A 12,986-nucleotide genomic window follows, 5' to 3' on the forward strand; every position below is an offset into this window, starting at 1 on the left:
GGCGTAAACCGGAAAAGGAAAATACCGCATGGCTCTTCCCGAGTTCTCAATGCGTCAGCTGTTGGAAGCTGGCGTTCACTTTGGTCACCAGACACAGCGTTGGAATCCCCGCATGGGCCCGTTCATCTACGGCTCGCGCAATGGCATCCACATCATGGACCTGACCCAAACTGTTCCGATGCTGGATCAGGCGCTGCAAGCCGTTCGTGACACCGTTGCCAAAGGTGGCCGTGTTCTATTCGTTGGCACCAAGCGTCAGGCCGCTGGCCCGATCGCGGAAGCGGCAGAAAAGTCGGCTCAGTACTACATGAACCACCGCTGGCTGGGCGGCACCCTGACCAACTGGAAAACCGTTTCCCAGTCGATCAACCGTCTGAACCAGATCGACGAAGCCATGGAATCCGGTGCCGAAGGCCTGACCAAGAAAGAGCGTCTGGGCATGGAACGTGACCAAGCCAAGCTGCAAGCTTCGCTGGGCGGTATCCGTGAAATGGGCGGCGTTCCTGACTTGCTGTTCGTCATCGACGTCAAAAAAGAAGCACTGGCCATCGCCGAAGCCAACAAGCTGGGCATTCCGGTTGTCGCCGTTGTTGACACCAACTGCTCGCCCGACGGTGTTGACTACATCATTCCAGGCAACGACGACGCAGCCCGCGCAATTGCTTTGTACTGCGATCTGGCCTCACGTGCCGCTCTGGACGGTATGACCGCACAATTGGGCGCCGCAGGTGTCGATTTGGGCGCGTTCGAAGAAGCCCCGGTTGAAGAAGCCGTTGCCGACGAAGCCCCGGCCGACGCAGAAGCATCCGCCGAAGCGTAAGCTGCCCGTCACGTAAATGACATATGGGGCAGGGTATGACCTGCCCCAAATCCGTTTGAATTGAGGAGAGCCAAGAGATGGCAATCACAGCAGCAATGGTTAAAGAACTGCGCGACTCGACCGGCGCAGGCATGATGGACGCAAAAAAGGCGCTGACTGAAACCGGCGGCAACATGGACGAAGCCGTTGACTGGCTGCGCACCAAAGGTCTGGCTAAAGCGGCTAAGAAATCAGGCCGTACTGCAGCAGAAGGTCTGGTTGCTGTCCATGTCGACGGTGGCAACGGTGTCGCGGTCGAAGTGAATTCGGAAACCGACTTCGTTGCGAAGAACGCCGAGTTCCAGGAAATGGTTGGTAAGATCGCCTCCGCAGCCAAAAACGTCGACAATGTCGAGGCGCTGTTGGCGGCTGATCTGGGCGGCAAGAGCGTTGCCGACACGCTAACCGACAAGATCGCCACCATTGGCGAGAACATGTCGGTGCGTCGCATGGCGAAGCTGTCGGGTGACACTGTTGTGTCTTACGTCCACAACGCGGCGACCAATGGGATGGGCAAAATCGGTGTTCTGGTCGCCTTGACCGGTGGCGACGAAGCGATTGGCAAACAGGTTGCAATGCACATTGCGGCTGTGAACCCGACAGCTCTGTCCGAGGCGGACATGGACCCGGCAGTTGTCGAGAAAGAAAAGCAGGTTCAGATGGATATCGCCCGCGAATCCGGAAAGCCGGAGCAGGTGATCGAGAAGATGATCGAAGGACGCATGAAGAAATTCGTCGCTGAATCCACTCTGCTGAACCAGCAATTCGTCGTGAACCCTGACCTGACCGTTGAAGCAGCGGCAAAAGAAGCAGGCGCCACCATCACCGGCTTTATCCGTCTGGAAGTTGGCGAAGGCATCGTTGTCGAAAAGGAAGACTTCGCAGCCGAAGTCGCAAAGGCCGCCCAAGGTTAAGTGAATGTGCCCGGATGAATAAGTTCTGGGCACACTCAAAAAACCAGCCGCGTACTGCGGGGGTCATTTCACGCAAAGACGATTTAAATAGAAAAGGGCGCGAACGCGCCCTTTTTTGCGGGGTAATTGAGGGACCCCGCAAGATGGGGATGGTCGGGGCCCCTCAAAATTCCGACACACAGACGCGTACAAATAGACGCCTGGTTGTCAGAGCGGATGGAGCGCCTTGGTATTGCAAAGATCCATCCAAATGTTCCCTGGCTAAAGCCACCACTCACGGAACAATATCATTTTGCAACTAACAGCCAAGATTCGGAAAGTAATGATTTCCTTACCTAAGGTAAATTGACGCATTAAGGCGTCAGAATCCAGTCTACACCTCCATAATGAACATCTGATTTTGCAATGAAGCCTTCAGTACAGCTTGGGCCGTTGTTTCCACTGAAAGTGCCTCGCGCGCCAGCCTCAGATGTTTCTCAACCGTCGCAGAGGTCAGACCCATCAGTAAAGCGATATCCTGGGTGGTTTTTCCATCTCCGACCCATTGCAAAGCTTCGCGCTGACGCTTTGTCAGGGCCCGGTTCGGCGCGTGATAGGGCAGGGTAAGGATCTTCAGGTGCGCGACATTGTTCATCAACAAGATATCGTCGCCGCAATCTTTCCAAAGCGCATCAACCTCTTTCTGAGAGTTTGCTTCACCCGCAGACAATGAAATTGCCCCTTTAGACCGCATCGACACCGACGTGAAACTGACCGTATATCCAAATGACACACCATGCATTCTGTTGAAGTTGAGAACGTCCAGCTCTTCTTTTGTCAGCTTTCCTTTGGCTGCCATTTCCTGCGCCATACTCCAACTTGCTGCACCTTCGTTGTTCAGCGCCCACTTAAGCATGGGGGCATGAAAGTAAAGCCCGTCGCGCAGGAACCCATCCAAATACGATTTTTCATGGTTGGTAAGAACCAGGAAATCCTCGGGGTCGCCCAGCGAGGTTTCCGTTCGAAACTGTGTGTGGCCATAAATTAGCCTATCGAACCCGAACTTCGCCATCTGACGGCAATGGGCATCCCAAAGCTCTTCCAAGGTTTTGGTATAGCTCAGAAAGTGCAGGTATTCGCTCAGTTTCATTGAGCTTGCCTGTTTTTCAGATGTGCGGACAGAGCATCCAGAGCCAGCGTGTATCCTTGCGGGCCAAAGCCACAAATCTGTCCAATCGCAACCTTCGCAATATAGGACACATGCCGAAAATCTTCGCGCGCGTGGATGTTTGACAAATGCACCTCAACCACCGGCAGCTCGACCGATGCAATCGCATCCATCAAAGCGATCGACGTATGCGTATACGCGCCGGCGTTCAGAATGAGCCCGTCCTGTTCGCCCTTCGCGGAATGAATGGCGTCAATTAACGCGCCTTCGAGGTTGGATTGAAAACAAGTCACCTCAAAACCAATTGAAGATCCATGGGTTCTACAAAGGTCTTCAACCATCTCAAGCGTTGTGCTTCCGTAAACCTCGGGCTGCCTGGTTCCCAAAAGATTCAGATTTGGGCCGTTTAAAATCAAGGTTTTTAGCATTACTTCACTGTCCCCATTACAGGTTCTTAGTCGCGGATGGGCGGTAGTGTCCACCGCCAAATTCTCGCTTACGGCGAGTATGACATTCTGCTTCAGTCATGCTCCGACTGGTCGGGCATGATGACTACGATCTTCCCAAACGCCGATCGGCTGGAGAGATGGGCCAAAGCTTCGGGCGCCCGATTTAGCGGAAATCTAGCGCTAATCTTTGGTTTTATACGAGCTTCGGCATATAACCGAAACAAATCTTTTACGTTTTCAGCATGGCCTTTGGGGTCGCGCAAGACAGAGGCTCCCCAAAAAACGCCGACGATCTGACAGCTTTTCAGAAGGGGCAGATTCAGCGGGATTCTGGGAATTCCGGCCGGGAAACCAACCACCAGATATCGCCCGGCCCAACCCATACTGCGCAACGCAGGTTCAGCGTAGTCACCCCCCACGGCGTCATAAACTACATTCACACCTGAAGGCCCCGCCAGAGCCTTGATTTCAGAAGAAAATGCCTTTTGCGCCGACTTGTCCATTTCATTTGCATAGATAATCGTTTCATCAGCGCCGAGGCTTCGGCAAAAAGCGGCTTTGTCCTCTGAGGATACTGCCGCAATAACTCGTGCACCCATCGCTTTGCCCAACTCGACCGCTGCCGAGCCAACCCCTCCGGCGGCACCAAGCACCAGAAGTGTTTCGCCAGACTGCAAGGCAGCACGGTCTTTCAAGGCGTGATAGGACGTACCGTATGTAAAAACGAAACAAGCGGCATCTTCAAAGGGCATTGTTTCCGGAAATTTAACGGCTGCTGCCGCGGGGAGTGTCACGTGCGTGGCAAACCCACCATAAACGGTAAGCGCCAAAACGCAGTCCCCGATTGTGAAACCAGTCACGCCCTCACCAATTGCCAGGACTTCTCCCGCAATTTCTCCACCCGGTGAAAAAGGGCGCGGCGGCTTGATCTGATAGAGGTCTTTTATGATCAATGTATCCGGGAAGTTCACGCCTGCCGCCCTGATACCAACCAGAAGCTCCCCCTTACCCGGTGTTGGATCGGGCAGGGTCTTCAACTCCAAAGTTTCAGGACCTCCTGGTACGACGCTGAGTAAAGCTTGCATATTCGCCCTGTTATCCATGTTATTCAGTCAGAACGAACTTTGTCGTCACAGCAGGTGTTGTCAAGAAATCAAAGGTTTCCACGACAAACTGCCTGTTAGCGATTCAAATACCAAGGAGCAGACCATGACCCCTGAAACGCTATTCTCATTGCAGGGCAAAACAGCGCTTGTAACCGGAGGAGCGACCGGTATTGGCCGAATGGCTGCCGAGACAATGGTGCGGGCGGGAGCGCGGGTACTGATTGCGTCGCGCAAGGTCGAGGCCTGCGAGGCGGTTGCTTCTGAACTGAACGCACTGGGCGCCTCGGGCCACGCGGAAGGATTTGGTGGTGATGTCGCTACGCAAGAAGGGATCGATGCATTAGTAACCGAGATAAACAAGCGCACGGAAACGCTTGATATACTGATGAATAATGCAGGCGTGACATGGGGAGCTCCGATGGGTCAATTCCCCTACGATGCTTGGGACAAAGTCATGTCTGTAAACGTCGCCGGGCTATTCGAACTAACGCAGAAACTTCTGCCCACACTGATGAAATCGGGCTCGGCCGATGATCCGGCACGCATTGTGAATGTTGGCTCAGTGATGGGAGAGGTGCCAATGGGGGATGGTGCCTATAGTTACGCAGCCTCAAAAGCGGCCGTTCTGCACCTGACTAAAATCATGGCGAAAGAGTTCGCGCCCCAGCATATCACCGTAAACGCTCTGGCACCCGGACCATTCGTTTCAAAGATGACCGCCTTTGCCACCGCCGACGAAGAGACCCGAGAGCGGGTGGGAAGTACGGTGCCATTGGGGCGCGTCGGACGCGATGAGGATATTGCGGGCTGCATGTTATTTCTGTGTGGACGAGGAGGCAGCTATGTTACCGGGGCGGTTATTCCGGTGTCCGGTGGTATCAACGTGGAAACAGCCGGCAATATCTTCGCCGAAGCCATGTGATTGCGAAGGTGAAAGATGAACAGTACACAAATGGATCTGTCGGCCGTTGACACATATCTCAGTCGCCATCTGCCCGGGTATCAGGGGCCGATTGAGGCGACCAAATTCGCAATAGGACAGTCGAACCCGACTTTCCTTTTGACGACCCCCAAAAGTACATACGTTTTACGCCGCAAGCCGCCGGGAACACTTCTTAAATCCGCTCATGCCGTAGACAGGGAGTTTCGCGTTCAGACTGCTTTGGCCGACACGGCTGTTCCAGTGCCGAAGATGTACCTGCTGTGTGAAGACAAAACTGTCATCGGTTCGGATTTTTACGTGATGGAGCATCTTGACGGCCGGATATTTCTTGAACCCACAATGACCGGCGAAAGCAACGAAACACGCACCGCAGTTCTGGATGAAATGAACCGTGTCTTGGCCGATTTGCATGACGTGGATATCGCGGCTGTGGGTCTGTCCGATTTTGGACCACCCGGCAATTACTTTGAGCGTCAGATTGCGCGTTGGATTAAGCAATACCGCGCTTCGGAAACGTCCCATATCCCCGAGATGGACGCCCTGATTGACGCGCTTGAAGGTTCTGTGCCACAGGACGATGGTCAACGAACACTGGTTCACGGCGACTACAGGATCGATAACCTGATGTTCGAAAAAGATGGAACTCGCTGCATTGGGGTGCTGGATTGGGAGCTTTCAACTATCGGACACCCTTACGCTGACTTGGCCGCCGTGATCATGCAGTGGCGCATGCCACCAGGCACCGAGGGTCGAGGGCTTGCCGGCATTGATCGGGCCAGTCTTGGCTTGCCGTCCGATCAGGCTTTTATCGACCAATATTGTCAGCGCCGAAGTTTGCCGGGCATTGAGAATTTCGGCTTTTACCTCGCCTTCAATTTCTTTCGTATGGGCAGCATTTTGCAAGGCGTTTTTAAACGCGCGGAAGATGGTAATGCCTCTGATCCAGAACGCGCCAAGATCTTGGGGTCATATGTTCCGATGTTCGCAAAGCATGGGCTGGAAGCGTTAGAAGACTAGGATGTTCTCGATAGCTCCAACGCCAAATCTGCCATGCTGTTTTTTCCGAAAAACATCTCGGACCCGACAAACATACTTGGCACGCCAAAAACGCCGCGCTTTACCACCGCTTTCGTCTGGTCCTTCAGGTGCTGCTTGACCTCAGGACTGAACATTGCCTCGCGTAACTTGCGTACGGGCAGTTCGTTTTCTTGTAAAATTTCGGACAGGACACCCAGATCGTCAACCTTCTGTCCGTGCACCCAAATTGCTTCAAATACTGCTTTTATATATCTGTTCTCCCACGATTTTCCGGCGGAAAAAACGGCACCCCGCATGGCCAGCTTGGTATTGACTGGAAAGTGAGGGCTCATGTGAAAGCTTAAACCGCGCATGCGCGCAAACCGATGAAGATCGTGGCTCAGATACGCCGTTTTTTGGCGATTTTCCGAAAACGCCTGGAACGGGTTTTGGTTGTTGGTAACCTTGAAAACTATCGAAAGCAGCACCGGCGCGTAAGTCACCCGAGCACCATGCCTGTCTGCAACGTCGGGCAGGGTTTTGTACGCGAGAAAGGCGTTGGGGCTACAGAAATCATACACAAAATCGATATGTTGCGTCATGATGCTCCTCCGAAATGGCGACAATTTTTACTGTTCCAACTCGTGACAAGCGAATCCGCTACAGGACAAGTGTAACAGCCTGCTGAATCTTCGCGTAGAAATCTTGTGGAATTCGCTTTCAACTCCGGCCGCAGGCACGCAGTATCGCCGCACGAAACGGGGGACAAACAAAGATGACCAAGTTCGAGCCGTCGCGCCTGAACCGTATTGGCGACTGGATGAAGCGTTACGTGGATGAGCGAAAATACGCAGGCAGCTCCTTGTTGATAAAACACAATGGACAGGAAGTTTTTTTCAACGCCTACGGCAAAAGAAGCATTGAGCACAATCTGCCATTCCAACGCGATACACTCGTCCGCATCTATTCAATGACTAAACCGGTGACCACAGTTGCGGTGATGATGCTGGCGGAACGCGGCCTATTTCACCTCGACGCGCAACTATCTGAATTTCTGCCGGAATTCTCTGATATGCAGGCCTTGGTTCCTGGTGCCATGAGCACAGATCAGACGGAAAAGGCCCCAACACCGACACTGCATCAGTTGCTGACGCACACAAGTGGTTTCAGCTACCCGTTCAACCCTGGAATTTTGCCCGAACTGATGGATGCCCAAGACATGGTGTTCAAACCTGACCAGGGGCTTTTGGCTGATCGCGTATACGATCTTGCTGCACTGCCGTTGGCGTTCCAACCTGGCTCACGATGGGAGTATTCGGTTGGCATAGATGTTGTGGGGCGCGTTATTGAGGTCGTCTCCGGTAAATCTCTGGACAAGTTTCTTGCTCAAGAGGTCTTGGAGCCGCTTGGAATGCACGAGACGGATTTCACGGTTCCAACAGGGGCAGGAGATCGGTTTGCTTCGCTCTACACACCGTTGGAAGGAAACGCGATGGCCTTGAATTCCGCACAAACCGGCACTGAGACGCTGCGACTGGTGGATCATGCTGGTAGATCTCCGTTTGAAAAGACAACCACGTTTTCCGGTGGTGGCGGATTGGTCGGAACAATCGACGACTATTCCCGGTTCGCTGAGATGCTTAGAAACCGGGGGCAGGGCAATGGACACCGTTTGTTGAGCCCGAAAACCGTTGAATATATGTTAATCAATCACTTACCAGGCGACATTGCCTCAATGGGACCGCAAAGCTTTGCTGAACAACCCATGGAAGGTACAGGTTTCGGACTAGGAGGTGCCATTGTTACTAACCCGGGTCGAGTGCGTGTTCCGGGGTCTTTAGGTGACTTTAGTTGGGGCGGCATGGCTTCGACATTTTTTTGGATCGACCGGGTCAATAACATGACTTCTGTCTTTTTTACGCAGTTGTCGCCGTCCAGCTCATACCCGTCACGCGCCGAACTCAAGGCGCTTGTCCTTGGGGCAATGATTGAATGACGCGTTGAGCGCTGATACCAAATCTCTCATACAAACCCGGAGACCAAAACATGACCGCAGCGGAACGTGTTCTTCTGAACCTTTTGAACATCGAAAGGCTTGAGGTTGATCTGTTTCGCGGGACGGGCTCTGGCGGGGAAACACCAACGCGCATCTTTGGTGGACAGGTCATCGCGCAGGCTTTGGCCGCAGCATACCGCACGGTGGATGATCGGCTGTGTCATTCGCTTCATGCCTATTTTATCCGTGCAGGTGATCCGTCTATGCCGGTTATATATCAGGTTGATAGAGCCCGAGATGGAGGTTCCATGACAACGCGGCGTGTGGTTGCGATTCAGCATGGACAGCAAATCCTGAACATGTCGGCATCGTTTCACGTAAAGGATGAAGGCTGGGATCATCACCACGCCATGCCGCAGACCAAAGCGCCAGAAAACTATCCAGCACGAGAAGAATTGCGGAAGAAATATGAGGATAAGGTTCCGGAAAAACTTCGTGGCGAGCTTATGCGCGAAAGGCCCATCGAAGTGCGTGAAGTGGATCATCTGAACCCATTCAACCCCGCAAAATCAGATGACCGAAACCAGATTTGGTTCCGTATGCCAGGCGCGGCCGGCGCCGACCCGGTAACGCAACACCTAATTTTGGCTTACGCGTCGGACATGTATCTGATGTCGTCAGGAATGCGTCCGCATGGGCTAAGTTGGTTTACCGGAGAGATCAATGGCGCCAGCCTTGACCATGCTTTGTGGTTTCACGCACCGGTTCATTTCGAAAACTGGCATCTGTACTCGATGGACTCGCCATGGAGCGGGCAGGGACGCAATTTCAACCGCGGGTCCATCTATACCGAAGACGGGACTTTGATCGCATCCGTCGCGCAGGAAGGCCTGATGCGCAAAGCACGAAAGAAACCTTAGCTGTCTTCGATAAATTTTTGATTTAGCTTCCGCATTCCCGCTAGCCAGCGATCGTAATCACCAGCTTTGAGTTGCATGTAGTCCAGAACTTGCGGATGCGGAAGTATTAAAAACTGTTCGGACCGGATGGCTTGAACACAGGTTTCGGCAACATCCTCGGGTTCAAGCATACCGTCAATCGCTGCGACCGAGGTCTCAAGGCCTCGAGTCATTTCAGACCGCACAGCTTGCGGACACAGAACTGAAACGCGCAATCCCTTGTGGCCATAGGTTAAGGAAAGCCATTCTGCGAACCCGACAGCGGCATGCTTGGTAACACCGTAAGGGGCAGCACCGGGTTGGTTCAGCACTCCGGCGGCTGATGCTGTAATCAGGAAGTATCCGCCGCCGCGTGCAATCATACGTGGCACCAAGTGCCGCGCTGCCCAGACATGCGACATGACATTGATTGTCCAAATCCGATCCCAATCTTCGTTCGGAACCTCCAATCCGCCCAACGTCAGAATACCGGCATTCGCGCAGAATAAATCAATGGGCCCAATCGAATCCTCGACAGTTTCAATCAGCGCCTTGATCGCATCTTCACGCGACACGTCGCAGGTTATGGCGTGGCCATCAATATCTCGCGCCACATTCTGAGCGCCAATTTCGTCGATGTCCGCGCAGACAACCTTGGCACCGTCCTGAGCAAACCGATCGGCCAGACCTTTGCCGATCCCATGCGCGGCACCAGTGACGACCACAGTTTTTCCGCGCAAGTCCATTTAGCAAATCCAGATGTCAGCTTAGCTCGTAATCATAAACGCATGGTATTACGCTGGAAACAGCGCTTGGCCATTTCCATTAAATTAACATAATACCGATTACGCGACTTATTAGTAAAAGGCCTGCAGCCCCGTCTGCGACCGCCCCAGGATCAACGCATGTACATCATGAGTACCTTCATAGGTGTTCACCGTCTCAAGGTTAACCATGTGACGAATGACCTGGAACTCAAGTGAGATGCCATTCCCGCCGTGCATGTCCCGCGACATGCGCGCGATATCCAAAGCCTTGCCGCAGTTGTTTCTCTTGATGACCGAAATCATCTCGGGTGCAGCCTCAGCCTCATCCATCAGACGACCGACGCGCAAACTTGCCTGCAAACCCAGAGCGATTTCTGTTTGCATGTCGGCCAATTTGCGTTGGAACAGCTGGGTCTGTGCCAGCGGCCGATTAAACTGTTTACGATCCAAGCCGTATTGGCGTGCGGCGTGCCAGCAATATTCGGCTGCGCCCATCACTCCCCAGCTGATGCCATAACGCGCGCGATTCAGACAGCCAAATGGCCCCTTGAGACCCTGAACATGCGGCAGCAGCGCACTTTCGTCGACCTCGACGCCCTCGAGGACGATCTCACCAGTAATAGATGCGCGCAGGCTCAACTTGTTTTGGATTTTCGGCGCGCTCAGACCCTTGAGTCCTTTGTCCAGCACAAACCCGCGAATCTTTCCGTCATGTGCATCAGACTTGGCCCAGATGACGAACACATCCGCAATCGGCGCGTTCGATATCCACATTTTGCTTCCCGTCAGACGATAGCCACCGTCGATCTTTTCCGCGCGGGTCTTCATCCCTGCCGGGTCTGACCCTGCATCCGCTTCGGTCAAGCCAAAACAGCCAATCCATTCGCCGCTGGCCAGTTTCGGAAGGTACTTCCGACGCTGTTCCTCACTGCCGTAAGCATAGATCGGGTACATCACCAGAGAGCTTTGCACCGACATCATCGAGCGATAACCGGAATCAACACGCTCAACTTCGCGCGCGACCAAACCGTATGAGACATACCCTGCCCCAAGGCCGCCATACTGTTCAGGGATCGTGGTGCCCAGCAGGCCCATCTCACCCATTTCGCGAAAGATTTCGGGATCCGTTTCTTCGTTTTGAAACGCGTCGGTCACACGAGGTTGCAGCTTTTCCTGAGCATATGCCTGCGCGCTGGCGGCGATCATACGCTCGTCTTCGTTTAGCTGATCGTTCAGGCGAAACGGGTCATCCCATGCGAATTTACCCATATCGGGCGCATCTTTCGCGCGTAGGGCTGGCTTGGTGTCGGGGGCGTTCATGGTGCTTCTCCGCATAGTCGGCTTGGGGCAAACTAACCCGGTACGCACTCAAATGACAGTAAGAGTTTCGCATCTAACCATGAGCGGAACTCATACCCCTGCCCCCTTTGGTTTATCCCAAGGCGTATCCGGCCCCGCGCACAGTTCTTACGGGGTCTTGACCCCCGTGTTGCGTCAGCGCTTTTCGCAACCGTCCGATATGAACGTCAACCGTGCGCGTATCAACATAGATATCCCGACCCCAGACCCGATCAAGCAATTGTTCACGGCTCCAGACACGGCCCGGTTTCTCCATGAACGTGCTGAGCAGTCGGAATTCGGTGGGGCCAAGCTTCAGTGGCTTACTGTCGCGGCTGACCTTGTGTGTCTCCGAATCCAGAACGATGTCGTCAAACTCCAGCCGCAGACCTACAGTGGCAGGCCTCACTCGACGCAACTGCGTGCGCACGCGCGCCATCAATTCCACAACCGAATATGGTTTAACCACATAGTCATCCGCACCCGTCTCAAGGCCGCGCACCTTGTCGACTTCTTCCGTGCGGGCCGAGAGCATGATGATCGGGATCGACCGCGTATCTGGGCGTGATTTCAATCGGCGGCAGACCTCTATCCCACTGAGGTTTGGCATCATCCAATCCAAAACAATGATGTCCGGATGTTCCTCATCGACAAGCAACATGGCTTCGTCTCCGCTGCCAGCCTTGGACACACGGAACCCTTCTGCCTCAAGGTTGTAAGCCAGAACTTCTCGTTGCGCGGGTTCATCCTCGACAACCAGAACGGTCGGTTGATCAGCGGACATCTGTTAAAACTCCTAGGCGGATTGAGAGGTTATGTCGGCTTTCGGTCGCGCCTCGGTCGGGCGTTCACCGGTGACAAGATACACGACCTGCTCGGCGATCGCAGTGACATGGTCGCCCATGCGTTCGATGTTCTTGGCAATGAAATGAAGATGCATACAGGATGATATGTTGCGCGGATCCTCGGCCATGAAGGTCAGGAATTCGCGGAACAGGCCATTATACATCTGGTCCACTTCTTCATCGCGGGCAATGACATCGGTCGCCAGTTCGGCATCACGCTGAATGTATGCGTCCAACGCATCGCGCAGCATTCGCTCAACCTCGCGCGCCATCCGACGCAAGGCAGCGGCGCTGCCATTGATCTCGCTGGCATTAACCAGAACCGTTGTGCGCTTGGCGATGTTCTTGGAATAGTCGCCGATACGTTCAAGGTTTGCGGATACCTTCAGCACCGACAGCACCAGGCGCAAATCGCTGGCCGCAGGTGCGCGAAGGGCGATCAGGCGGGCAGTTTCCTCATTTATCAGGTCTTCCAGCGCATCAATTGCCTTGTCGCCCTGACGAACCTGCTGGGCCAGTTCCTCGTCTCGGGTTTCAAGCGATCTGGCCGAGCTCATGATTGCGGCCTCGACCAACCCGCCCATTTTCATTATATGGGCTTGAATAGCTTCGAGATCCCGGTCGAATACGGATGCGATATGTTGTTCGCTCATGTTTTGATACCTGT

14 protein-coding genes are annotated in these 12,986 nt (G+C 53.9%); 6 read left to right on the top strand and 8 right to left on the bottom strand.

What is annotated here, in order from left to right; genetic code table 11:
• Window positions 1–28 precede the first annotated feature (28 nt).
• Both rpsB and tsf read left to right on the top strand, forming a co-directional pair.
• On the top strand, window positions 29–820 hold the full coding sequence (rpsB, locus tag AVO44_RS00580) for a 30S ribosomal protein S2 (protein ID WP_068331227.1): 792 nt from the start codon (window positions 29–31) through the stop codon (window positions 818–820).
• Window positions 821–897: 77 nt separating this feature from the next.
• On the top strand, window positions 898–1,773 hold the full coding sequence (gene tsf, locus AVO44_RS00585; protein WP_068331229.1) for a translation elongation factor Ts: 876 nt from the start codon (window positions 898–900) through the stop codon (window positions 1,771–1,773).
• A 373-nt stretch (window positions 1,774–2,146) separates the two neighbouring features.
• Here the strand turns inward: tsf and AVO44_RS00590 are convergent, their stop codons facing one another.
• The 3 genes from AVO44_RS00590 to AVO44_RS00600 form a co-directional block, all read right to left on the bottom strand.
• Window positions 2,147–2,902, bottom strand: coding sequence for a helix-turn-helix transcriptional regulator (locus tag AVO44_RS00590; RefSeq protein ID WP_068331231.1), 756 nt, complete (start codon window positions 2,900–2,902; stop codon window positions 2,147–2,149).
• A complete protein-coding gene (gene aroQ / locus AVO44_RS00595; protein ID WP_068331233.1) occupies window positions 2,899–3,348 on the bottom strand; it encodes a type II 3-dehydroquinate dehydratase in 450 nt (149 codons plus the stop codon). Before aroQ ends, AVO44_RS00590 begins: the two co-directional genes overlap by 4 nt.
• A 92-nt stretch (window positions 3,349–3,440) precedes the next feature.
• Entirely contained in the window at window positions 3,441–4,454 is a 1,014-nt protein-coding gene (locus AVO44_RS00600; RefSeq protein WP_068331235.1) for an NADPH:quinone oxidoreductase family protein, read from the bottom strand.
• 124 nt (window positions 4,455–4,578) lie between these two features.
• Here AVO44_RS00600 and AVO44_RS00605 point away from each other — a divergent pair, with 124 nt between their 5' ends.
• Together AVO44_RS00605 and AVO44_RS00610 are read left to right on the top strand one after the other, a co-directional pair.
• Entirely contained in the window at window positions 4,579–5,397 is an 819-nt protein-coding gene (locus AVO44_RS00605) for an SDR family oxidoreductase (protein ID WP_068331238.1), read from the top strand.
• Between the two features lie 15 nt (window positions 5,398–5,412).
• Complete coding sequence (locus AVO44_RS00610; RefSeq protein WP_068331240.1) at window positions 5,413–6,435, top strand: phosphotransferase family protein; 1,023 nt, start codon at window positions 5,413–5,415, stop codon at window positions 6,433–6,435.
• Here the strand turns inward: AVO44_RS00610 and AVO44_RS00615 are convergent.
• Window positions 6,432–7,037: a 2-hydroxychromene-2-carboxylate isomerase gene (locus AVO44_RS00615; RefSeq protein WP_068331242.1), complete on the bottom strand. Its 606-nt coding sequence runs from the start codon at window positions 7,035–7,037 to the stop codon at window positions 6,432–6,434. The two genes, AVO44_RS00610 and AVO44_RS00615, sit on opposite strands and share 4 nt — an antisense overlap.
• A 173-nt stretch (window positions 7,038–7,210) precedes the next feature.
• Between AVO44_RS00615 and AVO44_RS00620 the strand changes: the two genes are divergently transcribed.
• Window positions 7,211–8,431 carry a serine hydrolase domain-containing protein gene (locus tag AVO44_RS00620; protein WP_068331244.1) on the top strand — a complete coding sequence of 407 codons (1,221 nt, stop codon included), beginning with the start codon at window positions 7,211–7,213 and terminating at the stop codon, window positions 8,429–8,431.
• Between the two features lie 50 nt (window positions 8,432–8,481).
• Window positions 8,482–9,351, top strand: a complete 870-nt coding sequence (locus AVO44_RS00625; RefSeq protein ID WP_068331246.1) for an acyl-CoA thioesterase — start codon at window positions 8,482–8,484, stop codon at window positions 9,349–9,351.
• On the opposite strand, the gene AVO44_RS00630 is transcribed toward AVO44_RS00625, so the two are convergent.
• From AVO44_RS00630 to phoU, 4 genes are all read right to left on the bottom strand, one after another.
• A complete protein-coding gene (locus tag AVO44_RS00630; RefSeq protein WP_068331248.1) occupies window positions 9,348–10,115 on the bottom strand; it encodes an SDR family oxidoreductase in 768 nt (255 codons plus the stop codon). The genes AVO44_RS00625 and AVO44_RS00630 overlap by 4 nt on opposite strands.
• Before the next feature lie 111 nt (window positions 10,116–10,226).
• The gene (locus AVO44_RS00635) at window positions 10,227–11,456 is read right to left on the bottom strand and encodes an acyl-CoA dehydrogenase (RefSeq protein WP_068331251.1); all 1,230 of its coding nucleotides are present in this window, start codon (window positions 11,454–11,456) and stop codon (window positions 10,227–10,229) included.
• Between the two features lie 112 nt (window positions 11,457–11,568).
• Window positions 11,569–12,258 carry a phosphate regulon transcriptional regulator PhoB gene (gene phoB, locus AVO44_RS00640; protein WP_068331252.1) on the bottom strand — a complete coding sequence of 230 codons (690 nt, stop codon included), beginning with the start codon at window positions 12,256–12,258 and terminating at the stop codon, window positions 11,569–11,571.
• A gap of 12 nt (window positions 12,259–12,270) precedes the next feature.
• On the bottom strand, window positions 12,271–12,972 hold the full coding sequence (phoU, locus tag AVO44_RS00645; RefSeq protein ID WP_068331254.1) for a phosphate signaling complex protein PhoU: 702 nt from the start codon (window positions 12,970–12,972) through the stop codon (window positions 12,271–12,273).
• Window positions 12,973–12,986 lie beyond the last annotated feature (14 nt).

This window comes from Ruegeria profundi, assembly GCF_001507545.1.
Taxonomy (GTDB): Bacteria; Pseudomonadota; Alphaproteobacteria; order Rhodobacterales; family Rhodobacteraceae; genus Ruegeria; species Ruegeria profundi.

Bases quoted from the DNA above. Each gene is read 5' to 3' on its own strand.
- rpsB (WP_068331227.1), top strand. From the start codon at position 29: ATGGCTCTTCCCGAGTTCTCAATGCGTCAGCTGTTGGAAGCTGGCGTT.
- tsf (WP_068331229.1), top strand. From the start codon at position 898: ATGGCAATCACAGCAGCAATGGTTAAAGAACTGCGCGACTCGACCGGC.
- AVO44_RS00590 (WP_068331231.1), bottom strand. From the start codon at position 2,902: ATGAAACTGAGCGAATACCTGCACTTTCTGAGCTATACCAAAACCTTG.
- aroQ (WP_068331233.1), bottom strand. From the start codon at position 3,348: ATGCTAAAAACCTTGATTTTAAACGGCCCAAATCTGAATCTTTTGGGA.
- AVO44_RS00600 (WP_068331235.1), bottom strand. From the start codon at position 4,454: ATGCAAGCTTTACTCAGCGTCGTACCAGGAGGTCCTGAAACTTTGGAG.
- AVO44_RS00605 (WP_068331238.1), top strand. From the start codon at position 4,579: ATGACCCCTGAAACGCTATTCTCATTGCAGGGCAAAACAGCGCTTGTA.
- AVO44_RS00610 (WP_068331240.1), top strand. From the start codon at position 5,413: ATGAACAGTACACAAATGGATCTGTCGGCCGTTGACACATATCTCAGT.
- AVO44_RS00615 (WP_068331242.1), bottom strand. From the start codon at position 7,037: ATGACGCAACATATCGATTTTGTGTATGATTTCTGTAGCCCCAACGCC.
- AVO44_RS00620 (WP_068331244.1), top strand. From the start codon at position 7,211: ATGACCAAGTTCGAGCCGTCGCGCCTGAACCGTATTGGCGACTGGATG.
- AVO44_RS00625 (WP_068331246.1), top strand. From the start codon at position 8,482: ATGACCGCAGCGGAACGTGTTCTTCTGAACCTTTTGAACATCGAAAGG.
- AVO44_RS00630 (WP_068331248.1), bottom strand. From the start codon at position 10,115: ATGGACTTGCGCGGAAAAACTGTGGTCGTCACTGGTGCCGCGCATGGG.
- AVO44_RS00635 (WP_068331251.1), bottom strand. From the start codon at position 11,456: ATGAACGCCCCCGACACCAAGCCAGCCCTACGCGCGAAAGATGCGCCC.
- phoB (WP_068331252.1), bottom strand. From the start codon at position 12,258: ATGTCCGCTGATCAACCGACCGTTCTGGTTGTCGAGGATGAACCCGCG.
- phoU (WP_068331254.1), bottom strand. From the start codon at position 12,972: ATGAGCGAACAACATATCGCATCCGTATTCGACCGGGATCTCGAAGCT.